The 21,328-nt window shown below is 58.9% G+C and carries 20 protein-coding genes and 1 tRNA gene; 7 read left to right on the top strand and 14 right to left on the bottom strand.

Going from position 1 to position 21,328, the window contains the following annotated elements; genetic code table 11:
* Positions 1 to 33: 33 nt before the first annotated feature.
* Complete coding sequence (locus tag ACR0C6_RS04070) at positions 34 to 1,101, top strand: PA0069 family radical SAM protein (RefSeq protein ID WP_480618343.1); 1,068 nt, start codon at positions 34 to 36, stop codon at positions 1,099 to 1,101.
* A 135-nt stretch (positions 1,102 to 1,236) separates the two neighbouring features.
* On the opposite strand, the gene gltA is transcribed toward ACR0C6_RS04070, so the two are convergent.
* Both gltA and gltX read right to left on the bottom strand, forming a co-directional pair.
* Positions 1,237 to 2,532 carry a citrate synthase gene (gene gltA, locus ACR0C6_RS04075; RefSeq protein ID WP_209503811.1) on the bottom strand — a complete coding sequence of 432 codons (1,296 nt, stop codon included), beginning with the start codon at positions 2,530 to 2,532 and terminating at the stop codon, positions 1,237 to 1,239.
* Positions 2,533 to 2,631: 99 nt separating this feature from the next.
* The gene (gltX, locus tag ACR0C6_RS04080; protein WP_480618345.1) at positions 2,632 to 4,053 is read right to left on the bottom strand and encodes a glutamate--tRNA ligase; all 1,422 of its coding nucleotides are present in this window, start codon (positions 4,051 to 4,053) and stop codon (positions 2,632 to 2,634) included.
* 78 nt (positions 4,054 to 4,131) lie between these two features.
* Here gltX and ACR0C6_RS04085 point away from each other — a divergent pair, with 78 nt between their 5' ends.
* Positions 4,132 to 6,180, top strand: a complete 2,049-nt coding sequence (locus tag ACR0C6_RS04085) for a ComEC/Rec2 family competence protein (protein ID WP_480618346.1) — start codon at positions 4,132 to 4,134, stop codon at positions 6,178 to 6,180.
* On the opposite strand, the gene lexA is transcribed toward ACR0C6_RS04085, so the two are convergent.
* The 6 genes from lexA to ACR0C6_RS04115 form a co-directional block, all read right to left on the bottom strand.
* A complete protein-coding gene (lexA, locus tag ACR0C6_RS04090; protein ID WP_152458099.1) occupies positions 6,174 to 6,872 on the bottom strand; it encodes a transcriptional repressor LexA in 699 nt (232 codons plus the stop codon). The two genes, ACR0C6_RS04085 and lexA, sit on opposite strands and share 7 nt — an antisense overlap.
* Before the next feature lie 78 nt (positions 6,873 to 6,950).
* The gene (locus ACR0C6_RS04095) at positions 6,951 to 8,123 is read right to left on the bottom strand and encodes a molybdopterin molybdotransferase MoeA (RefSeq protein ID WP_480618347.1); all 1,173 of its coding nucleotides are present in this window, start codon (positions 8,121 to 8,123) and stop codon (positions 6,951 to 6,953) included.
* The gene (moaC, locus tag ACR0C6_RS04100; RefSeq protein WP_480445231.1) at positions 8,120 to 8,593 is read right to left on the bottom strand and encodes a cyclic pyranopterin monophosphate synthase MoaC; all 474 of its coding nucleotides are present in this window, start codon (positions 8,591 to 8,593) and stop codon (positions 8,120 to 8,122) included. Before moaC ends, ACR0C6_RS04095 begins: the two co-directional genes overlap by 4 nt.
* Positions 8,593 to 9,405 (bottom strand): indole-3-glycerol phosphate synthase TrpC, encoded by an 813-nt coding sequence (gene trpC, locus ACR0C6_RS04105; protein WP_480618348.1) that lies wholly within the window; start codon positions 9,403 to 9,405, stop codon positions 8,593 to 8,595. The genes moaC and trpC overlap by 1 nt, the downstream gene beginning before the upstream one ends.
* Positions 9,402 to 10,421, bottom strand: coding sequence for an anthranilate phosphoribosyltransferase (trpD, locus tag ACR0C6_RS04110; protein ID WP_171228257.1), 1,020 nt, complete (start codon positions 10,419 to 10,421; stop codon positions 9,402 to 9,404). The genes trpC and trpD overlap by 4 nt, the downstream gene beginning before the upstream one ends.
* Positions 10,418 to 10,999 (bottom strand): anthranilate synthase component II, encoded by a 582-nt coding sequence (locus ACR0C6_RS04115; protein WP_480618349.1) that lies wholly within the window; start codon positions 10,997 to 10,999, stop codon positions 10,418 to 10,420. Before ACR0C6_RS04115 ends, trpD begins: the two co-directional genes overlap by 4 nt.
* A gap of 198 nt (positions 11,000 to 11,197) precedes the next feature.
* Between ACR0C6_RS04115 and ACR0C6_RS04120 the strand changes: the two genes are divergently transcribed.
* Entirely contained in the window at positions 11,198 to 12,631 is a 1,434-nt protein-coding gene (locus ACR0C6_RS04120; RefSeq protein WP_480618350.1) for a divergent polysaccharide deacetylase family protein, read from the top strand.
* A 57-nt stretch (positions 12,632 to 12,688) separates the two neighbouring features.
* Here the strand turns inward: ACR0C6_RS04120 and trpE are convergent, their stop codons facing one another.
* From trpE to fabI, 5 genes are all read right to left on the bottom strand, one after another.
* A complete protein-coding gene (gene trpE / locus ACR0C6_RS04125) occupies positions 12,689 to 14,200 on the bottom strand; it encodes an anthranilate synthase component I (protein ID WP_480445228.1) in 1,512 nt (503 codons plus the stop codon).
* An 11-nt stretch (positions 14,201 to 14,211) separates the two neighbouring features.
* Positions 14,212 to 16,053, bottom strand: coding sequence for a peptidylprolyl isomerase (locus ACR0C6_RS04130; protein ID WP_480618351.1), 1,842 nt, complete (start codon positions 16,051 to 16,053; stop codon positions 14,212 to 14,214).
* Between the two features lie 80 nt (positions 16,054 to 16,133).
* On the bottom strand, positions 16,134 to 17,309 hold the full coding sequence (locus ACR0C6_RS04135; protein WP_480618352.1) for an aminotransferase: 1,176 nt from the start codon (positions 17,307 to 17,309) through the stop codon (positions 16,134 to 16,136).
* Positions 17,310 to 17,330: 21 nt separating this feature from the next.
* Positions 17,331 to 17,840, bottom strand: coding sequence for a xanthine phosphoribosyltransferase (gpt, locus tag ACR0C6_RS04140; RefSeq protein WP_480618353.1), 510 nt, complete (start codon positions 17,838 to 17,840; stop codon positions 17,331 to 17,333).
* A gap of 4 nt (positions 17,841 to 17,844) precedes the next feature.
* Complete coding sequence (gene fabI, locus ACR0C6_RS04145; RefSeq protein WP_171228263.1) at positions 17,845 to 18,651, bottom strand: enoyl-ACP reductase FabI; 807 nt, start codon at positions 18,649 to 18,651, stop codon at positions 17,845 to 17,847.
* Between the two features lie 135 nt (positions 18,652 to 18,786).
* Here fabI and pdxH point away from each other — a divergent pair, with 135 nt between their 5' ends.
* The 4 genes from pdxH (at position 18,787) to ACR0C6_RS04165 (ending at position 20,634) form a co-directional block, all read left to right on the top strand.
* The gene (gene pdxH, locus ACR0C6_RS04150; RefSeq protein ID WP_152459861.1) at positions 18,787 to 19,392 is read left to right on the top strand and encodes a pyridoxamine 5'-phosphate oxidase; all 606 of its coding nucleotides are present in this window, start codon (positions 18,787 to 18,789) and stop codon (positions 19,390 to 19,392) included.
* Positions 19,393 to 19,534: 142 nt separating this feature from the next.
* Positions 19,535 to 20,041 (top strand): cold-shock protein, encoded by a 507-nt coding sequence (locus ACR0C6_RS04155; protein WP_174829352.1) that lies wholly within the window; start codon positions 19,535 to 19,537, stop codon positions 20,039 to 20,041.
* 5 nt (positions 20,042 to 20,046) lie between these two features.
* Positions 20,047 to 20,514: a DUF192 domain-containing protein gene (locus tag ACR0C6_RS04160; protein ID WP_480618354.1), complete on the top strand. Its 468-nt coding sequence runs from the start codon at positions 20,047 to 20,049 to the stop codon at positions 20,512 to 20,514.
* A 43-nt stretch (positions 20,515 to 20,557) separates the two neighbouring features.
* Positions 20,558 to 20,634, top strand: a tRNA-Pro gene (locus ACR0C6_RS04165).
* Between the two features lie 11 nt (positions 20,635 to 20,645).
* Here ACR0C6_RS04165 and ACR0C6_RS04170 read toward each other — a convergent pair.
* Entirely contained in the window at positions 20,646 to 21,176 is a 531-nt protein-coding gene (locus ACR0C6_RS04170; protein WP_254443822.1) for a hypothetical protein, read from the bottom strand.
* Positions 21,177 to 21,328 lie beyond the last annotated feature (152 nt).

Consider the following 21,328-nt stretch of genomic DNA (forward strand, 5'->3'; position numbering starts at 1 on the left):
GTTTGCGCTGGAACAAAAGAAGAACATGCTGACATGAACATCGCGCGAACGATCAAGGCAAGAGGAACAACGACGAACGAAGCTGGTCGGTTTGAACGCTTTGTCACCACGCCCGCCGAAGACGGGTGGGACATTGAGGAAGAATTGCCGCTGCTGCGTACCGAGACAAGCGAAGAGGTTGCGCGCAGCGCTATTATTTACAACCGATCCCCTGACTTGCCCTTCGATCGGTCGATCAACCCTTACCGGGGATGTGAACATGGCTGCGTTTACTGTTTTGCGCGGCCCAGCCACGCGTATCTTGGGCTATCGGCAGGATTGGATTTCGAAACCCGCCTGATCGCTCGACCCAACATGGGGCGTGTTCTGCGCAAGGAATTGTCTGCCAGATCCTACAAAGTCGCGCCGATTGCAATTGGTACGAATACGGACCCGTATCAGCCGATTGAGAAAAAGCACATGATTACAAAGTCATGCCTTGAGGTATTGAGTGAGTTCAACCACCCGGTCGCAATCGTCACCAAGGGTACCCTGATAGAGCGGGATCTGGAGTTGCTTGCCGATATGGCGGGCCGGGGGCTGGTGCGGGTTGGTATCTCGCTGACAACGTTGGATGCGGAATTGTCCCGCCGCATGGAACCTCGGGCGCCGTCGCCCCTTCGGCGGTTGCGCGTGATCCGAACGCTGACGGAAGCGGGCGTTCCGGTGCGTGTCATGACGTCACCCATCGTGCCGGGGCTGACGGATCATGAACTGGAAAGCCTTCTGGAGGCCGGGAAAGAGGCTGGTGCGGATGCCGCAAGCTGGATCATGTTGCGCCTGCCGCGCGAGGTATCGCAGCTCTGGCAGGGCTGGCTTGCCGATCATGAGCCGTCGCGGGCGGAAAAGGTCATGTCCAAACTGCGGGAAATGCATGGAGGGCGGGATTACGATCCGCGTTGGGGGCACAGAATGCGGGGCGAGGGTGAGTATGCCGGGATCATTGCTCAAAGGTTCTTGAAGACCTGCAAACGTCTGGGGCTGTCCATAAAATCGGCCCCGTTGCGTTGCGACTTGTTTGCGGTGCCGCCGCAGCCCGGGGATCAGCTGAGCCTGTTCTGAGGTCATGCGCCCCGGCTTGTCCGGTGCTGTCTTGCGCGGGAAAACACCGGGTCTTCGCGCTCTCATTGCTTCAGCCCAAACAAAAAGACCCCGGCAGTACCGGGGCCTTCGAAACAGATTGCCGCAAGGCGCATATCAGCGGTTTTCGATATCCACGTAATCGCGCAGCGTTTCACCCAGGTACAGCTGACGCGGGCGGCCGATTTTGTTTTGCGGATCGGCAATCATCTCTTTCCACTGGCTGACCCAGCCAACAGTGCGTGACAGGGCGAAGATCGGCGTGAACATCGAGGTCGGGAAACCCATCGCTTCGAGGATGATGCCCGAGTAGAAGTCGACATTCGGGAACAGCTTTTTCTCGGCGAAGTACGGGTCTTCCAGCGCTTCGCGTTCCAGTTCCTTGGCAACCTGCAATTTCGGGTTGTCCTCAACGCCCAACAGATCAAGAACTTCGTCTGCCGATTGCTTCATCACTTTGGCGCGCGGGTCGAAATTCTTGTAAACGCGGTGACCAAAGCCCATCAGGCGGAACGGATCGTTCTTGTCCTTGGCGCGGGCAATAAACTCGGGGATGCGATCAACGGTGCCGATCTCTTCCAGCATCTCCAGGCAAGCCTGATTTGCTCCGCCATGTGCCGGACCCCAAAGGCAAGCGATGCCGGCGGCGATACAGGCAAACGGGTTTGCCCCCGAGGACGACGCCAGACGCACGGTCGATGTCGAGGCATTCTGTTCGTGATCCGCATGCAGCGTAAAGATGCGGTCCATGGCGCGGCTGAGGATCGGGTTGACCTCATATTCCTCGGCAGGAACGCTGAAACACATGCGCAGGAAGTTCGAGGCATAGTCCAGATCGTTGCGCGGATACACGAAAGGCTGACCAGTGTGATACTTGTAGGCCCATGCAGCAATAGTCGGCATCTTGGCGATCAGACGATGCGATGCGATTTCACGCTGCTGCGGGTCCGAGATATCCGTTGAATCGTGATAGAAGGCCGACATCGCGCCGACAACGCCGACCATGATGGCCATCGGGTGCGCGTCGCGGCGGAAACCGCGATAGAAATACTGCATCTGCTCGTGCAGCATGGTGTGGCGTGTGATTGTGGTCTCGAATTTCTCAAGATCCTTTGCCGCCGGCAGTTCTCCGTACAGCAGAAGATAGCAGACTTCGAGAAAATGCGATTTCTCGGCCAGTTGGTCGATCGGATAGCCCCGGTGCAGCAGTTCGCCTTTTTCGCCGTCGATATAGGTGATGGTGCTGTCGCAGCTTGCGGTCGAAGTGAACCCGGGATCGTAGGTGAAGACGCCGGCCTGACCATAAAGCTTTCGGATATCAATGACATCCGGACCAGCGGTCGGAGAATGAACAGGCAACTCATACTCTTTGCCGTGAACGGTCAGAGTGGCTGTTTTGTTGCTATCAGTCATGGTTGTCCCTTCTTCATTCATGCGCACGCCAGAGATACCTCCGGTGATACGGGCAATGACTGCGCGTGGACGCGCAGTCCGGGTGTTAGCGGAGCAGCGTTACCCGTTTATGAAGCTTGGGTTATTTGCTGCTTCAGAAAGCCGCGCCAGGGTTTCTTCCCGTCCCAGCACAAGCATCATGTCAAAAACCGAAGGCGTAACGGCCCGACCCGCCAGGGCGGCCCTCAGCGGACCGGCCAGCTTGCCGAACTTGAGCTCCTTTGACTCGGCAAAGGAATTCAGGGCCTCCTCCAGTTCGTTCCGCGACCAGCTAACATTTTGCAGATGCGGCGTCAATTCCGTCAGTATACCATCGGATACAGTTGCCAGTGCCTTTGCCGCCTTTTCATCCGGAACGATCGGGCGGTTTGTCAGTGCAAAATGAGCCTTTTCAAGCAGTTCTGGGAAAGTGCGCGCCCGGTCCTTGAGGCAATACATCGCACGTTCCAGATCACTGGATTGTGTTTCGGTAAGGGGCGGAAGGTCTGCTGCGGCCAGATATGCTTCGATCTCTTGCCGCAGTGCAGCATCAACCGAGATTGCGATATGCTGTCCACACAGGTTTTCAAGCTTTTTCAGATCAAACCGTGCAGGGCTTTTGCCGATCCCGTCCAGATCGAACCAGTCCTTTGCCTGCGCATCCGTGAAAAACTCATCGTCGCCATGACTCCAGCCCAGCCGGGCCAGGTAATTGCGCATCCCGGCTGCGGGATAGCCCATGGCCTGATACTCCTGCGCTCCAAGAGCACCATGGCGCTTGGACAGCTTCTTGCCGTCCGGCCCGTGAATCAGCGGGATATGCGCCCAGACCGGAACGTCCCAGCCCATGGCTTCGTAGATCATCATTTGCCGCGCGGCGTTGTTGAGGTGATCGTCGCCGCGGATGACATGGGTGACACCCATGTCGTGATCGTCGACAACGACTGCCAGCATGTAGACGGGTGTTCCGTCCGAGCGCAGAAGAATCATGTCGTCCAACTGGTCATTGCGGATGCTCACATCGCCCTGAACCTGATCGTGGATCACGGTCACCCCGTCCTGAGGCGCCTTGATGCGTATGGCAAAAGGTGCATCCGGATGTGTCGCAGGATCGGCGTCACGCCATGGGCTGCGGAACAGGGTTGATTTCCCTTCGCTGCGCGCCTGGTCCCGGAAAGCCGCGATTTCTTCCTGGGTCGAAAAACACTTGTAGGCTTTGCCCTCGGCCAGCAACTGATGCGCGACCTCGGCGTGACGGGCAGCCCCTTCGAACTGGCTGATCACATCACCGTCGTGATCAAGGCCAAGCCAGGCCATGCCCTGAAGGATCGCGGCGGTCGCCTCGGGTGTCGAACGTTCGCGATCGGTGTCTTCGATCCGCAGCAGGAATTTGCCGCCCCGACCACGCGCATACAGCCAATTGAACAATGCAGTGCGCGCGCCGCCGATATGCAGGAAACCGGTGGGCGAGGGGGCAAAACGAGTGACGACCTGTTCAGTCATGGTGAGGATTAACCTTTTGGTAACCGTATCTGGCTTAGTTTGAAGCCTGTCTAACGAGCCCGAAGGACGGGGGCAACCATGCGTGTTCTTGCACGGGTCGAGGCCGCGCTGCTGCACCAGACAGGTTACCTTTTCCCTTGGACGCCGGTTTTTCTGGCGACGGGGATTGGTCTTTATTTCGGCGTCCGCGTCGAACCGGATTGGTCAGTTTATGCCGGTCTTGTCTGTCTTGGAATCGCTCTTGTCGCCTTGCGCCGCCGGCTGCCACCGGGGGTGGGAACGTTGGCAATCGGGGGGGTGCTGATCGCTGCCGGTTTCATTCTGGCAGGCGTTCGCGCCCATATGGTGGCAGAACCGGTACTGTCGTGGCGATATTATGGCCCTGTCGAGGGGAGGGTCGTCGCCATGGATCGGTCTGCCTCGGATGCGTTGCGGTTGACGCTTGATCAGGTACGCATAGGGGATGTACCTCAGGAGCGCAGGCCGCAGCGCATCCGTCTTTCCGTTCATGTTCCAACGGGCGCAATCGCACCGGGGCAGCGTATTATGACCACGGGTCATCTTTCGCCGCCGCAGGGCCCGGTCGAGCCCGGAGGTTTCGACTTTCGCCGTCATGCCTGGTTTCAACGATTGGGCGCGGTCGGCTATACCCGCGTCCCGATCATGACCATCGCGCCAGCGACCGAGGGGATCGACGGCATTCGGGTCACTGCGATCCGCATGGCCATTTCGCAGCGGGTCAGGCAGATTCTGCCCGGTGAAATCGGTGGATTTGCCGCCGCCGTCACCACCGGAGATCGCAGCGGGATGGGGCAGGAGACGCTATCATCCTTGCGGGCGTCCAATCTGGCCCATCTGCTGGCCATTTCCGGGCTTCATATGGGGCTTCTGACAGGCTTCGTATTCGTCGCGTGTCGGTTGGGGCTGTCGTTGTGCCCCCCCGTGGCGTTGCGACTTCCGGTTCGGAAGGTGGCTGCTGTTCTCGCGCTTTGTGCCGCAACCCTTTATCTGTTGTTGTCCGGGGGCAACGTTGCAACCGAACGGGCCTTTGTCATGGTCAGTGTCATGCTGGGGGCCGTGTTGATCGACCGACGCGCGATTTCACTGCGTGCGGTTGCCGTTGCCGCCGTAATCGTGCTGGTTCTTCGGCCCGAGTCGCTGCTGAGCCCCGGATTTCAAATGTCCTTCGCTGCAACCACAGCGTTGGTCGCCGTCTTCGGAGCGTTGCGAGAGATGGGCCCGATGCCCGGCCCAAACTGGTTGAAGCCCGTCGTCGGTGTGGTGATGTCATCGGCAATTGCAGGCCTTGCAACAGCCCCCATAGGTGCCGCGCATTTCAATACGATGTCCCATTACGGTCTGCTGGCCAACCTGCTTTCCGTTCCTGTCATGGGTCTTTTTGTCGTGCCCTCCGCCGTCGTTGCGGCGCTTCTGGCCCCGTTTGGACTGGAGGCAATTGCCCTGACCGTCATGGGCTGGGCGTTGCATTGGATCCTTACGGTTTCCGACTGGGTATTGCACCTTGATGGCGCGCAGGGGTTTGTCGTCAGCCCGCCTTGGTACATCCTGCCCCTGGTCGCATACGGCGCCTTGTGGATGGCTTTGTGGCAGGGACAAGCACGATGGGCCGGAGTGGTGCCTGTTGTCCTGGCATTTCTGCTTTGGAACTCGGGGCACCGACCGGATGTCCTGATCGCTGAAAACGGCGGATTGGTGGGGGTCATGACCGACAAGGGGCGGGCCCTCAGCAAAAGCAAAGGCAGCGGGTTTGTCGCCGGTGTCTGGCTTGAAAATGACGGAGACGGCGTTGATCAGATCGAGGCGGCGCTCAGATGGCCGGACAGCGACATCGTGCAACGATACCCGCTGAAGGATTTTGAGATCATCCATATCACCGGAAAACGGGCGGCGCGGGCGTTTGACGAATGTCAGGAAAACCAGATCATCATCTCGGCTGTTGCGCTTGCCCTGCAAGGTTCGTGCGGGGTGTTCGATCCGGAACGGTTGTACGAAACCGGAAGCCTGTCGGTTTCGAACGGAAAGCTGACCACGAGCGCGGACATGACCGGCCATCGGCTTTGGTCCCCGAAACCTGCCGGGGACCGTCATTCCAAGCGGGCTCAGTAGGTGCGGATCAGTCCGACCAAACGGCCCTGAACCTTGACCTTTTCTTCGGGCAGGACGCGCGTTTCATAAGCCGGGTTTGCAGCCTCGAGCGCGATTGCGTTGCCGCGGCGGAAGTACCGCTTGAGGGTCGCCTCCTGATCCTCGACCAAGGCAACCACGATGTCGCCGTTATCCGCGGTCGAGGTTTCCCGGATGACGACCACGTCACCGTCATTGATGCCAGCGTCGATCATCGAGTCGCCGCGAACTTCCAATGCATAGTGCTGACCCTGTCCCGAAACCATGGGGCCGGGAACGGCCACGTGATGCGATACATGGCTGATTGCTTCGATGGGAACACCGGCTGCGATCCGGCCCATGACCGGCAGTTCGAGCGCGTCGACCGATACAGGCTCCACGTTCGCAGGGCGGGGGCCCTTGGGCCGGTCGCCTTCGATCACACGTGGCGTAAAGCCGGCCGTCGGCTCGCCGCCAAGGCTTTCGGGCAATTTCACGATCTCGATGGCCCGAGCGCGATGGGCAAGGCGGCGGATAAACCCACGTTCTTCCAATGCGGTGATCAACCGGTGAATGCCGGATTTCGACCGCAGGTCGAGAGCAGCCTTCATTTCATCAAAACTGGGCGGAACACCGTCCGCCTGCACGCGTTTGTGGATGAATTCCAGCAAATCCAATTGCTTCTTGGTCAGCATCGCTCACACCTCGTCGCTCATGCGTTTTCTTTTGTTCTACGCATGTTCACGTTTTGTGTCAACGAATTTGAGGCTACATCAGATCGGCAGGTATTCGACCAATTCCCCGACGTCGCGCGCCGGATCGTGTGGGGCGCGGACCAACAGCGCGTTGGACTGCGCCAATACGCTGAGAAGGGAACTGTCCTGATCTGCGCAAGCTTCGATACCGGCATCCGTCACCACGGCGCGCATATAATGCTCGCGCGGGCCATTCTCGGGCAAAGGACCACTCAGCCGGGCCGTGCGGAAGGGCGGCAGCACCTGTTCAAGCCCCAGCATCCGGCGCACCATCGGGGCCAGAAACAGATAGCCGCAAACCATGGCGCTGACCGGATTGCCCGGCAACCCGACCATTGCCGCGGTGCCGATACGACCGGCCATCAGGGGTTTTCCGGGGCGCATTCGGATCTTGTAGAAGGATTGCTTCATCCCCAAGCCCTGCGAAACGTCCGACACGAGGTCATAATCGCCAACCGACGCCCCGCCGATCGTCACGACCAGATCCGCCCCCTGCGCAAGACCAAAGGCCGTTTCAAGCGACGATACAGTGTCCCGTGCGATCGGAAGCACGCGCACCACAGCCCCCAATCCTTCGAGCATTGCCTTCAGGCCAAATGTGTTCGAGGCGATGATCTGATCCGGGCCGGGTTCTTCCCCGGGCATGACCAACTCATCACCCGTCGAGATGAGGGCGACAACGGGTTTGCACGACACCGGAACGCGAGGGATGTTCATCGCGGCCATCAAGGCCACATCTTCAGCGCGGATCAATCGCGGGGCCGATATGGACGTGCCAGCCTTGAAATCCACGCCAGCGGGTCGGATGTTCGTTTTGGCGCCGGGTGTGTCCGTGATTGTCAGAAGATCACCGCGGCGGTCCGTATCCTCTTGAATAACAATGAAATCCGCGCCCTCGGGCACAGGGGCGCCGGTATAGATGCGAACGGCCTGTCCGGGGCCTACAGTGCCCTCAAACCGACGCCCGGCGGCTGACTCGCCCACGACTTTGAACATGGCGTGCAGTTCGACCTCGTCAGATTTGACTGCATAGCCATCCATGGAAGAGGCGGCAAAAGGCGGCTGATCCCGCGTGGCCGTGACGTCCCGCGACAGAACGCGCCCTGCGGACTGGGCCAGTGGGACTTCTTCTGCCGGCAATGGCCCCACAAGATCGAACAACAGGGCGCGCGCCTCTTCGACAGTAATCATTTCGCCTCGTAACGCCCTGATTTGCCGCCATCTTTAAGCAGAACGCGAATGCCGCCTATCTCCATCGCCTTATCGACGGCCTTGGTCATGTCGTATACGGTCAAGGCGGCTGTCGATACGGCGGTCAGCGCTTCCATCTCAACCCCGGTCTGGCCCGAGGTCTTGACGGTGGCCTGGATTCGAACACCCGGCAAGTCCGGGTCAAGAGTCAGCTCGACGGCCACTTTGGTCACCGGCAAAGGATGACACAGCGGAATGAGGTCCGGCGTCTTCTTTGCGCCCATGATGCCGGCCAAACGGGCAATGCCCAGAACATCGCCTTTCTTGGCGCGACCTTCGGAAATGATTTCAAAGGTTTCCGGCGCCATCCTGATGTGACCCTCGGCAACTGCGACGCGATCTGTCACCTTCTTGTCCGAGACATCGACCATATGTGCCTGACCTTGGGCATCGAAATGGGTCAGTGGCATCACATCACTCCGGGGATCAGCGGGTTTGACAGGATATGGCGCGTTGCCGCTTCAACATCATCCTGGCGCATCAGGTTTTCTCCGATCAAGAAGCAGCGGGCCCCATAGCGGGCAATGTCCTTCAGATCGTCTGGTGTACCCAGTCCGCTTTCGCACACGATGGTGCGATCGGCGGGCACCAGCTTGGACAGGCGGCGCGTCGTGTCGAGCGTTGTTTCGAAGGTTTTTAGATTGCGGTTGTTGATACCGATCAACGGGCTTTTCAGATGTGCCGCGCGTTCAAGCTCTGCCTCGTCGTGTACTTCGATCAGAACATCCATTCCCCAATCGAATGCAGTGTCTTCCAGTTCAGCCGCCTGATCATCGCTGACCGAGGCCATGATGATCAGAATGCAATCCGCCCCCAGGGCGCGTGCTTCGACCACCTGATACGGGTCGTACATGAAATCCTTGCGCAAGGCGGGCAGGGACGTCGCCTCGCGCGCCTGCGTCAGATACTCTTTCTTGCCCTGAAAGCTGGGGGTGTCGGTCAGGACGGACAAACATGTCGCGCCACCATCTTCATAAGCCTTTGCAAGAACGGGCGGGTCGAAATCCGGCCGTATCAGCCCCTTGGACGGGCTGGCTTTCTTGACTTCGGCGATCAGGCCATAGCCTTGCCGCGAGGCGTGTTGCAGCGCATTGGCAAAGCCACGGGGTTCCGAGGCGGACCGGGCCTCACTTTCCAGTGTTTCCAGGGATTTCTGCGCTTTGTCCGCCGCGACTTCTTCCAGTTTGTAGGCTTTGATTCTGTCCAGAACGGTTTCGGTCATGCGGCTTCCTGTGTCTTGGCGGCCAAGGCCGTGATTTTGTTTTTGGCATTGCCACTGTCGATGCTTTCAGCAGCCATGGCCACGCCTTCGCGCAGATCATTTGCCGCTTCGGCGACGACCAGAGCGGCGGCCGAATTCAGCAACACCGCGTCACGATACGCGGACGGGGCGCCATCCAGCAAAGCCCGGAACGCAACGGCGTTTTCCTCGGGCGAGCCACCGATGATGTCCTCGAACGGATGCACCGGAAGACCTGCGTCTTCGGGGTGCAGTTCGACCTCTTTCACAATCCCGTCTTCCAGAGCGGCGACCCAGCTGATGCCGGTGATCGTAAGCTCGTCCGTCCCGTCCGAACCATGCACCAACCAGGCGCGGTCCGAGCCCAGCAGGCCAAGCGTTTCGGCCATCGGGCGGATCAGGTCGCGGCTGAAGGCGCCGGTCAACTGCCGTTTGACGCCGGCAGGGTTGGTCAGGGGGCCGAGAATATTGAAGATCGTGCGCGTTCCCAATTCTTGCCGGGACGGCATCACATGGGCGATGGCAGGGTGGTGCATAGGCGCCATCATGAAGCCGATACCAACATCTTTCAGCGCATTTTCAACAACTTGCGGGCCAACCATGACGTTGATACCCATCTGGCCCAATGCATCCGCCGCGCCGGATTTCGAGCTCAGGTTGCGATTGCCGTGTTTCGCGACCGTGACTCCGGCACCGGCCACGACAAAGGCGGTCGCGGTCGAGATGTTCAGGGTGCCTTTGCCGTCACCGCCGGTGCCGACGATATCCATCGCCCCCTCGGGTGCGTTCACGGCATTGCATTTCGAACGCATCACGGCGGCTGCCGCGGCGTATTCATCGACCGTCTCACCGCGTGTCCGCATGGCCATCAGCAATCCGCCGATCTGGCTGGGCGTGGCTTCGCCATCGAACAGTATGGCAAAGGCTTTTTCGGCCTCGGCACGTGTCAAAGGACGATCGGCAGCGGCTCCGATCAACGGTTTCAGCGCGTCGCTCATGCCGGGACTTTCAGTTCTTGCAGGAAGTTTTTGAGAAGGGCGTGACCGTGCTCGGATGCGATGGATTCCGGATGGAACTGCACACCGTGGATCGGCAATTCCTTGTGCTGCAATCCCATGATCGTGTCGTCATCCAGCTCGGCCGTGATCTCCAGGCAATCGGGCAGGGTCTCGCGCTCGACCACCAGCGAATGGTAGCGCGTAGCCTCAAAGGGTGAGGGCAGACCGGCAAACAACCCCTTGCCGGCGTGCTTCACCGTGCCCATCTTGCCATGAACGATCTCGTGGCATCGAACCACCTTGCCGCCAAACACCTGGCCTATGGTCTGATGGCCCAGGCAAACCCCCAATAGCGGCGTTTTGGTTTCAGCGGCCGCTTCCGTCAGCGCCAGGCAAATCCCCGCCTGATCCGGGTCGCAGGGGCCGGGGCTCAGCAGAATGCCGGCGGGGTTCATGGCCATCGCTTCCTGTACATCCAGCGCATCATTTCGGCGAATGACCATTTCGGCACCAAGTTCGCCTAAATAATGTACCAAATTGTAGGTAAACGAGTCGTAGTTGTCGATCAGCAGCAGCATTTGGGCACTTATCTTCGCTTGGGCATTTCGGGCTGGCGATGCAGCCCCGGGCCACGGTATAATGTCCGCACATACATGCTCAGGCTTGAGCGGCAGCGTCAAGAGGACATACCGTTTCTGGCGCGTTCAATTGGCCGAGCGCCACACCAGATGGCGCAGAGCTGGACGAGGCAGAGGAAAGAGGCGAAAGGCAGGAAAATGGGCGGATTTTTCGGAGGAATGGTCGCGGGCGCGATCGTTGTTTTGATCTTGGGTGCGGTTGTGTCACTCAAGACGCCGATGGTGAATACCCCGGTTGTTGCAACCGAAGCACCGGCGCCGACGATTTCTGAAACTCCCGAGGCTCCGGCTGAAGTGGCGGACGCCGGATCTGACGCCGATCTGGTGGAACTTGCCCCGCGTGCGCCAGAAGCCGCCGATGACGCCGGCGAGGATCTGGCCGATCTGTCGGGGCTGGAAACGTCTATCGATTCCCAGCCGGTTGTCGGCGCGGCAACGGACGCGCTGAACCAACCGGAAGCGGCAGATGCAAATGAAGTGTCATTCGTGATCGAAGCGCCCGCCGCCCTGCCAGAGCCAAGTCAGGTTCCCGCAATTCAGCCAGACGATGCGCTGCCTGCCGTCATTGATGAAACACCGGCCCCGCCGGCAGAGCCCGAGAACACCGAGGTGGCCGCGCTTGCGCCCGAGCCAGACCCTCTGCCACGGGCAGCGCCCGAGCCGGAGCCAGAGGCGACAGAGGCCGAAGAACAGAACCCCTTTGAAAACAGCCCGATTGCCGTGGAAGGGGATGAAGACACCATGCCTCGCGAACTGCCGCGCATCGCTGCGCTGCCCCAGATCGGGGGTGAGCAGAAAGCAAGTGCCAGCTCGATCATCGGAAAACGCGTCGTTCCGCTGACGGAACGCGATGATGAGCCCGTCGTGGAACAGGCTTCGGCTGAGCAGCCGAAATCGGCCAAGCCGATCGAGCGTTTTGCGGCAAAGTTCGAAAACCCCGAAGCCAAGCCGCTGATGTCCATCATTCTGATCGATGACGAGGGCGCATTCGGGTCCGAGGCGTTGCAGGACTTTCCCTATCCGATCAGCTTTGCCGTGAACCCATCGGATCCAGACGCGGCGGAAAAGATGGCCCGTCATCGCAAGGCCGGGTTCGAGGTGCTGGCCCTGGCGGATCTGCCCGAGGCCGCAAGCGCGCAGGACGCCGAGGTGTCGCTGTCGGTGTGGCTGGATACCCTGCCGGAAACGGTTGGTATTCTGGAAGGTGTGAACAGCGGGATTCAGGGCAATCGCAAACTGGCTGATCAGGTCGCCGCGATTGCTGCGGGAACCGGCCGGGGGCTGATCACGCAGGACAACGGCCTCAACACCGTGCAGAAACTGGCGGCGCGAAACGGAATTCCGTCCAGTGTCGTTTTCCGCGATATCGACGGCGCACGGCAGGATCCCAAAATCATGCGCAGATTCCTGGATCAGGCCGCTTTCCGTGCGGGTCAGGAAGGGACAGTGGTCATGCTGGGGCGCGTGCGTCCCGAGACGATTTCAGCCCTGTTGCTGTGGGGGTTGGAAGATCGGGGCAACCGCGTGGCAATGGCTCCGATCTCGGCCGTCATGATGAAACAGGTGCAGTGACCTGCGCAGAATGCAAAGAAAAGGGGCGGTGATCATCTGATCGGCCGCCTCTGTTTTTTAGCCGTTTCCGTTGCCGGTAAACCGCGCGGCGTCAGCTGCTGCGCGCCGTATGGCGTTGGATTTATGAACAGTTTCCATGAACTCGGCTTCGGGGTCGCTGTCGTAAACAACACCACCCCCAGCTTGGATATAGAGTTTCTGATCCTTCACGATGGCGGTACGCAGGGCGATACACATGTCCATGTCTCCGCCTGCGCTGAAATAGCCGACGCCGCCGCCGTAAACGCCGCGCTTTTCCGGCTCCAGCTCGTCGATGATCTCCATCGCGCGCACTTTTGGCGCGCCCGAAACCGTTCCTGCCGGCATACCCGCAAAAAAGGCGTCCAGCGCGTCTTTGTCTTCGGCCAATTCGCCCACAACGTTCGATACGATGTGCATCACGTGGCTGTAGCGTTCGATGATGAACTCTTCTGTCGGTCGTACGGTGCCGATCTTTGACACACGACCGGTATCGTTGCGACCCAGATCCAGCAGCATCAGATGCTCGGCCAGTTCTTTCTTATCGGCCAGCAGATCCAGCTCGTTCGCCTTGTCTTCTTCGGGCGTCGCGCCGCGTGGGCGCGTGCCTGCGATGGGGCGAATGGTGACTTCGTTGCCAAAGACACGCACCAGGATTTCGGGGCTTGCGCCCACCACCTGAAAACCGCCGAAGTTGAAGTAGAACATGAAGGGTGACGGATTCGTGCGCCGCAAGGATCGGTAGAGTGCAAAAGGCGGCAGCGGAAAATCCTGCGTCCAGCGTTGAGCCGGGACAACCTGAAAGATGTCACCCGCGCGGATGTATTCCTTGGCCTTTTCAACCGCCTCCATATAGCCGGATTTGGTGAAGTTCGACACCGGCGGGGCGACCTCGCGCGCGTCGCCCAGATCGCGGGTTTCCGCGGGCATGGCCCGTTCCAGGTCGCGGACCGCATCCATCACACGCTCAGCCGCCTGGGCATAGGCCGCCTTGGCCGATTGGCCGTCGCTGGCCCAGACGGGTGAAACCACCGTCACTTCACCCTTGACCCCATCCAGCACCGCGATGACAGACGGGCGCAGCATGATCGCATCAGGCAAACCCAGTGGATCAGGGTTCACATCCGGAAGGTGTTCCACCAGCCGAACCATGTCATAACCCAGATACCCGAACAGCCCGGCAGCGGCCTGTGGCAGGTCATCGGGCAATTCCATGCGGCTTTCGGCAAGAAGCGCCCGCAGATTGTCCATCGGGTTGCCATCTTGGGGCAAGAACGCCTCGGCATCGAAACGGGCCGAACGGTTCAGTTCCGAGGTTTCCCCGTGACAGCGCCAGACCAGATCAGGTTTCATGCCGATGATCGAATAGCGGCCACGAACCTCACCGCCTGTCACCGATTCCAGCATGAACGCATCTTTCTGCGCGCCCGTCAGCTTGAGCATCAGTGAAACAGGTGTGTCCAGATCGGCGGCCAGACGCGTATATACAACCTGGTTTTCGCCCGCCTCATAGGCGCGCGCGAAGGTTTCAAAGTCGGGTGTCAGGGCCATATCTGTCTCGTTTAAAAGCTCGCCTGCACGGCGTTCAGCGCCTGTTGATCCACCACGGGGCGCGCCCGGGTCTGGGCGTCACGTACGTAGGCGTTGAAAATATTTTGTGCCAGAGCCTGATCCATCTGCGAGCTCAGGGCATCACGCAACTGACGCAGTTCATCAGTATCCGCCGGCGGCAGGGTTTCATCCAGACGCACTATCCAAGCCGCACCATTACCCGAAACAACGCGCAGCTCACCCGGTTCCATCGCGAAAACTTCGTTCATGAAATTGGCTGGAACATCATCCAGAAACGCTGTGCGGGTCAGGGCATTTTCGACGCGGAAGGGCAGGCCGGTGGCTGCGAAATCACCGTCAGGTGCCAGTTGGTTCAGAATGGCATCTGCCTTTTCGCGCAGGGCTTTGTTGATCTCGGCCTGTTGCCAGGCCTCGGCGACACGGTCGCGCGCGCTCTCCAGCGGTTCCGGGCGACGCGGCAGAACCTCGTTTAGGCGCAGGGCAAAAATTGACCCGTCTTCGAGGAAGGCGATTTCAGGGAAATCCCCTTCCTGAACGGCTTCTGCGGCCGCTCGGAACCCGTCATAGGCCGCAACGCCTTCGTCGCTGTCACGGGTCCAGTCGATCTGACCCAGTTCCATTTCGGTTTCTTCCGCCAGTTCTTCCAGCGTGGCACCGCCCGCCAGCATATCGTTGATATCTTCGGATTGCGCCTCGATCAGACGGCGGGCGCGTTCAGTCGCCAACTCTTCGCGAAGTGCCGGCTCGGCCTCTTCAAATGGAACAGTGTTCGCGGCCAGTGATCCGTTGACGCGGAACAGGGCCGGACCGAACACCGAAGGCAACGGGCCCACGACTGTGTCAAGCTCGGCCGCAAAAACAGCGTCCGCCGCTTCGCCCAGATCCTCACGCGTCACGTCGCCCAGATCAATGTCATTCAGTTCCAGATCGCGATCCCGAACCAACTGTTCGAACGTTGTGCCGCCAACCTCAAGCTGCGCCAAAGCGTCCTTGGCGGCCTGTTCGCTTGGAAAGTTCAGACGTTCGACCAGACGGCGTTCGGGCTGGTTGTATTCGTCGTTTCGTTCTTCATAAAGCTTGCGCAGCGCGTCTTCGTCGATGTCGACCGTGTCCACCAACATTGCTGGCGACAGAATCGCATAAGTCAGCTGCTTGGTGCGGGGCAGCATGAACTGTTCCCCATTGTCATCATAGAATGCCTGGATCTGTGCGTCCGTTGGTTCGGCTACAGGAGTATCCAGCGCTTCCGTCCCAACAGTTGCAACCGTAAAGCTGCGCCGCGCGCCGATATAATCGATCATCGTGTCCGTCAGCGTTTCCGGCATTTTCACGCCGCCCATGATTGCGCCCTGCACGATGGTTCGGGCGGATTCCTTGCGCAGATCGGATTCGAATTCGGAATCGGTCATGCCGACCTGTTCCAGCTGAAAGCGATAGGATTCACGGTCAAATGTTCCGTTGACACCCTGAAAGGCCGGGATCGAGATGATCTCTTGCTGAAGGTTCTCATCGCCGATGGAAATCCCAAGCTGACCGACCTCGTTGTCCAGCGCCGCCAAAGCGGTCAGGCGGGCAAGGGCGTTTCGGTCCAGACCCAGGTCGCGGGCTTGCGACATCTGCAAAGGTTGCCCGGACTGTGCCTCTACCGCTCGAATCTCGCGCTGCAATTCGCGCACGTAGTCATCGACCGAGATGCTTTCGTCGCCGACTGTCGCAACTGTGCGGATCGTCCCGCTGAGGTTGACCGCGCCAAATCCCGCAAGGCCCAGCATCAGCAGGCCCATCAGAATCCAGACAAAGGTTTTCGAAAGACTTTTAGCGCCTGCGGCCATGATGCCCTCTTGTTTTTTCGGCAGAGTTCTGCCCTGTCGGTTGCGGCCCTGAATACGACGCACACCGCCGAGGGGCAAGCTTAGAAGGGCAGGTCCTGCAACCGGTCGAACAATTGGCCCAGCCCGGCCCGATCCAGATTGGCAAAAGCAATGCGGACCTGCCGTTTTCCAGCCGGGTCATGATCGGGCATGAACATGGTTCCGGGCAACAGCAGCACGCCGGCTTCGCTGACCAGACGGCGCGCAAGCTCTTCTGACGGCATGTCGAACGGATGTTCGAGATAGGCAAAATAGGCGCCAAGTCCCAAAAGCCGCCACCCCCGTGCTTCAAGCGCCGGCATGCCTTCTGCAATGGCTGCGCGGCGGTCAAGAATTTCGTCACGCTCGCAGGCCAGCCATTGCGACAGGTTTTGCATACCCCACAACGCTGCGAACTGGCCGATCTGGCCCGGGCAAATGGCGACCGTATCCAGAAATTTCTCGACCTCGGACAACAACGCCGGGCTTGTTGCGATGGCACCCACCCTGTGGCCCGTCAGACGATAAGCTTTGGAGAAAGAGTAAAGATGGACAAGTGTTTCGTCCCACCCGGGTTGCTGAAACAGATCATGCGGGGGGCCGCTGCGGCTGTCGAAATCGCGATAGGTTTCATCGACGATCAGGCGGATCCCGGTTTCACGGGCCAGGTTAAAAAAGGCTCTGACAAGTTCGGCAGGGTATTCGATGCCGCCCGGATTGTTGGGCGTGACCAGCGCAATGGCGCGTGTCTTGTCGGTAATCAATCCGCGCGCACGCTCTGGATCGGGCAAAAGATCATCGCCGGTCGGCAGGTCCACGGACCGTACTCCGGCCATATCCAGCCACATTTTGTGGTTGAAATACCATGGGGTTGGCAGAATGACCTCATCCGCTTCGCCGGTGATCGCCGATATCACGGCCGAAAACGCCTGATTGCAGCCCGAGGTGATGGCGATCCGAGGTGCATCTACCTGCGCCGCATAGTGAGCACTGATCTGCGCCGCCAGTTCGGTGCGCAGATCGTCATTGCCCAATACCGGGCCGTAAAGATGCGCGCTGTCTTCGCGCACAGCAAACTCGGCCATAGCCTGCCGCAAGGCCAGCGGCGGCGGATCAACCGGGGCCGCCTGGCTTACGTTGATCAACGGGCGGTCGGATGGGAAGGCAACGCGCTCGACCCATCGGCGCGCCTCCATCACCGGAGGTGCGAATGTTGCGGCGGTACGGCTGAGCGTCATGAGCGGTCTACTAATCAGAAATCAATCGGTGCCGCGATACGGCTCGACATATTGAAGGGCCATATCCCATGGGAAGAAGATCCATGTGTCCTGGCTGACTTCGGTGATGAAGGTATCCACCATCGGGCGGCCCTTGGGTTTGGCGTAAACCGTCGCGAAATGCGCATGGGGGTACATGTCCCGAACCAGTTCCAACGTCTTTCCGCTGTCGACTAGGTCGTCGATGATCAGAATACCGGTTCCGTCACCCATCAGGTCGGCGTCCGGAGATTTCAGCACCTCTGCTTCACCCTGTTCCTGGTGGTGGTATGAACGCACGCTGATCGTATCGACCGTACGGATGTCCAGTTCTCGGCTGACGATCATCGCAGGCGCCATGCCGCCGCGCGTGATCGCGACAACACCCCGCCAGTTGCCATCATCGGGACCTTGCCCGTCAAGACGCCAGGCCAGCGCACGCGAATCGCGATGAATCTGGTCCCAGCTTATATGAAAGCCTTTTTCGTGGGGCAGGCGGTCCTTGGCGCTCATGTTATTAACCTTTTTCAACGTCCGGGGCGTCAACGGCCTTCATGCCGACGATGTGATACCCCGAATCCACATGCAGATTCTCACCAGTGACACCGCTGGACAGATCCGACAACAGGTACAGCGCCGAGTTGCCGACGTCATCGATCGTCACGTTGCGGCGCAGGGGCGAGTTATATTCGTTCCACTTCATGATATAGCGGAAATCGCCGATGCCGCTGGCGGCCAGCGTCTTGATCGGCCCGGCCGAGATCGAATTCACGCGGATCCCATCCTTGCCCAGATCCTCAGCCAGGTATTTGACCGACGCCTCCAGCGCGGCCTTGGCGACGCCCATGACATTATAATGCGGCATGACCTGCTCGGCGCCGTAATAGGTCAGGGTCACGGCGCTGCCGCCCTCTGACATCATCTTTTCGGCACGCTGCATCACGGCTGTGAAGGAATATACCGACACATCCATCGTCAGTTTGAAGTTCGCGCGGCTGGTGTCGACATAGCGACCGCGCAGCTCGTTCTTGTCGGAAAAGCCGATGGCGTGGACGACGAAGTCCAGCTTGCCCCATTTCTCTTCCAGAGCTGCAAAGAGCGCGTCGATGGATGCTTCGTCACTGACGTCGCAGGGCAGAACAATTTCGCTGCCCAATTGTGCCGCCAGCGGATCGACGCGCTTTTTCAAAGCCTCGCCCTGATAGGAAAAGGCCAGCTCGGCCCCGGCATTCGACAAGGCGCGGGCGATTCCCCATGCGATTGATTTGTCATTGGCCAGTCCCATGATGAGGCCGCGTTTGCCGGCCATCAACTGATTTGACATGTTCGGTTCTCCGCCTGTCTTCGCGTTATGTTGAGTTGGTTTATGCCATTGGTTGCGTTGCATCAAGGCCGTGCGCTCTTGCCCGCAGCGAGTTCTCGCCTTAGGTTCGACGTTAATACTTTCCAGGGGATGGAAATGACCGAGCGTGATGGCATCTTTGCTGGCTCCGATCCGTTTGAAATAGCGGCCCGGTGGCTTGCCGAGGCTGAAGAAACCGAATTGAACGACCCGAATGCGATTGCGCTAGCAACCGTTGATCCGGATGGCTTGCCAAATGCACGCATGGTGTTGCTCAAGGAAATCGAAGCGGACTCGTTTGTTTTTTATACGAACTACGAAAGCGCCAAGGCCAAGGAACTGGATGCCGCCGGAAAAGCTGCATTTGTGATGCATTGGAAATCTTTGCGGCGTCAACTTCGTGTTCGTGGTACAATACGTCGTGAAAATGGGCCCCAAGCAGATGAGTATTATGCATCAAGGTCATTGAAAAGCCGACTGGGCGCGTGGGCTTCAAAGCAGTCTCAACCGCTTTCAAGCCGGGCAGCTTTGATGGCAGAGGTCGCGAAAGTGACGGCGAAACTTGGGCCAAATCCACCGCGTCCGCCGTTTTGGGGCGGGTACAGATTGACGCCCACCGAGATTGAGTTCTGGGCCGATGGAGCGTTCCGCTTGCATGACCGGTTCAGATGGCAACGAATTGAGCCGGGATCGGCATGGCATGTTGAAAGGTTGAATCCATGACGTTCACGTGTCGTGAAATGCAACAGGCAGAAAATAAACGATTTTTTCAGCTTGAATTTGCCTGCCATTCCCATAAACAACAAACCCTTAACGAACTGTTGAAATTCGCGATGGGAAAACCGTGCCAGAAGACCTGAACAACATGTACCGCGTCCGTGGACACGTAAAATGGTTCGACCCTGCCAAGGGTTATGGCTTTGTTGTATCCGAAGAGGGCGGCCCGGATATTCTGTTGCACGTGAATGTTCTGCGCAATTACGGCCAGAGTTCGGTTGCGGATGGCGCCAGCATTGAAATCATGACTCACCGCACGGACCGAGGGGTTCAAGCGGTCGAGGTCGTTGCGATTGATCCGCCGGCGCGGACCGACTCGATGATGCTTGCCGATTTCGCCGAGCTGGATCCGGAGGCTATCGCAAAGGCGCCGCTGGAAGCCGCACGGGTGAAATGGTTCGACAAAGGCAAGGGTTTCGGATTTGCCAATGTCTTTGGGCGAAATGAAGACGTATTCCTTCATATCGAGGTATTGCGCCGGTCGGGTCTTGCCGATCTGCAACCAGGTGAAGCTCTGGCCATGAGGGTGATCGACGGCAAGCGTGGTCGGATGGCCGCGCAGGTTCTGGCCTGGGAAGCGGCTTTGGATAGCTGAACCGGATGAAACGGCTTCGGATACTCTTGACCATATTCGTAACGTTGTGGGCAGGAGTTGCCGCTGCTGCTTGCAGATCGGATCGTGTCACACTCAGAAATGACAGTGCGACCGTGCAATTTAACGTGGAAGTCGCCGTTACTCCGCAAGAGCGATCCCGCGGTTTGATGTTTCGCGAATCGTTGCCGGCTCGATCCGGTATGCTGTTCGTCTTTGATCCGCCTCAACCCGTTGCTTTCTGGATGAAGAACACACTGATCCCGCTCGATATGGTTTTTCTCGATCGCACCGGTTTGGTGACGCGTGTGCATGAAGGGGCGATTCCGGGTGATCTTACGCCGATTGAAGGGGGCGATTCCATATATGCGGTGCTTGAAATCAATGCAGGATTGTCCGCGCGCTACTCCATCGGGCCCGGGACACAGATGAAGCACGAAATTTTTTCGCAAGGACCTGCAATTTGGCCCTGTTAGGGCTTTTCAAATCAGATCGGCGTCGTTAGGAAGGCGCACGGTCCGGGGCGTGGCGCAGTCTGGTAGCGCACCTGTTTTGGGTACAGGGGGTCGTAGGTTCGAATCCTGCCGCCCCGACCACTTCCATCAAGCTAATTCGGCGAGCCACCCATTGTCTGGTAGAGCTCGCTGATGGCTTGATTCAAAACCTTACTTTCGACCGGAACTTCAACTGCCGCACCGGTTTTTTGCGGGACGTGGAAGAAAACACGCGCGTCCACGCGATACCCTGCGTTTGTTTTTGTTGACGTAAGTCGCATGACGCTTTGGGGCAGTTCCTGCGGATGTCCGTCGTAGTTCAGAATCAGAAAAGCTGTCGCCTTCGGGGGCAGGAACTCACTGCATTCAAAAACTTCGTTCCCGGTTTTTTTGAAAGACTCGCCAGGGCCCGAGCAACTGGTTTCAAAAGTATCGAACAGCCGTTTCGGGAAGGATTCAAACTGTGCGCTGCGTGACGGGATGGGCACATCTTGTGGTGCGCATGCAACGATGCAGGCCATGGCCGGGAAAAAATGAAACAACTTCATTCGCTTGAACTCCCTCGCTCTTGGGTAAACCGTTCGGCACATGGCGCAGGTCTGTTTGCCCGGACGGTATTGATTCCCTTTCAAGGTAACCAGCATGCCATTGGTTGATCAAATCCAGATAACTATGCTGGTAAAAACGGGAATTCACTTTGAGAGCGCAAAACGTCGGCGGAAATTCGCCGTGGATGAAGCTGTGGAGGAATCGCAGCCGGCACGCAGAAGGCCTCATGCAGCCATCAGGTCAATAA

It is taken from the genome of Ruegeria sp. AL12 (assembly GCF_056540885.1).

Excerpts from the sequence above, each read along its gene's own strand:
- moaC (WP_480445231.1), bottom strand. The coding sequence starts at position 8,593 with ATGCCACTGACCCATTTCGATGCCCAAGGTCAGGCACATATGGTCGAT.
- gltX (WP_480618345.1), bottom strand. The coding sequence starts at position 4,053 with ATGACTGAACAGGTCGTCACTCGTTTTGCCCCCTCGCCCACCGGTTTC.
- ACR0C6_RS04115 (WP_480618349.1), bottom strand. The coding sequence starts at position 10,999 with ATGCTGCTGCTGATCGACAACTACGACTCGTTTACCTACAATTTGGTA.
- trpD (WP_171228257.1), bottom strand. The coding sequence starts at position 10,421 with ATGAGCGACGCGCTGAAACCGTTGATCGGAGCCGCTGCCGATCGTCCT.
- ACR0C6_RS04155 (WP_174829352.1), top strand. The coding sequence starts at position 19,535 with ATGTACCGCGTCCGTGGACACGTAAAATGGTTCGACCCTGCCAAGGGT.
- fabI (WP_171228263.1), bottom strand. The coding sequence starts at position 18,651 with ATGTCAAATCAGTTGATGGCCGGCAAACGCGGCCTCATCATGGGACTG.
- ACR0C6_RS04120 (WP_480618350.1), top strand. The coding sequence starts at position 11,198 with ATGGGCGGATTTTTCGGAGGAATGGTCGCGGGCGCGATCGTTGTTTTG.
- ACR0C6_RS04130 (WP_480618351.1), bottom strand. The coding sequence starts at position 16,053 with ATGGCCGCAGGCGCTAAAAGTCTTTCGAAAACCTTTGTCTGGATTCTG.
- ACR0C6_RS04095 (WP_480618347.1), bottom strand. The coding sequence starts at position 8,123 with ATGATTACTGTCGAAGAGGCGCGCGCCCTGTTGTTCGATCTTGTGGGG.
- trpC (WP_480618348.1), bottom strand. The coding sequence starts at position 9,405 with ATGACCGAAACCGTTCTGGACAGAATCAAAGCCTACAAACTGGAAGAA.
- ACR0C6_RS04160 (WP_480618354.1), top strand. The coding sequence starts at position 20,047 with ATGAAACGGCTTCGGATACTCTTGACCATATTCGTAACGTTGTGGGCA.
- gpt (WP_480618353.1), bottom strand. The coding sequence starts at position 17,840 with ATGAGCGCCAAGGACCGCCTGCCCCACGAAAAAGGCTTTCATATAAGC.
- ACR0C6_RS04070 (WP_480618343.1), top strand. The coding sequence starts at position 34 with ATGAACATCGCGCGAACGATCAAGGCAAGAGGAACAACGACGAACGAA.
- pdxH (WP_152459861.1), top strand. The coding sequence starts at position 18,787 with ATGACCGAGCGTGATGGCATCTTTGCTGGCTCCGATCCGTTTGAAATA.
- ACR0C6_RS04135 (WP_480618352.1), bottom strand. The coding sequence starts at position 17,309 with ATGACGCTCAGCCGTACCGCCGCAACATTCGCACCTCCGGTGATGGAG.
- ACR0C6_RS04170 (WP_254443822.1), bottom strand. The coding sequence starts at position 21,176 with ATGCTGGTTACCTTGAAAGGGAATCAATACCGTCCGGGCAAACAGACC.
- ACR0C6_RS04085 (WP_480618346.1), top strand. The coding sequence starts at position 4,132 with ATGCGTGTTCTTGCACGGGTCGAGGCCGCGCTGCTGCACCAGACAGGT.
- trpE (WP_480445228.1), bottom strand. The coding sequence starts at position 14,200 with ATGGCCCTGACACCCGACTTTGAAACCTTCGCGCGCGCCTATGAGGCG.
- lexA (WP_152458099.1), bottom strand. The coding sequence starts at position 6,872 with ATGCTGACCAAGAAGCAATTGGATTTGCTGGAATTCATCCACAAACGC.
- gltA (WP_209503811.1), bottom strand. The coding sequence starts at position 2,532 with ATGACTGATAGCAACAAAACAGCCACTCTGACCGTTCACGGCAAAGAG.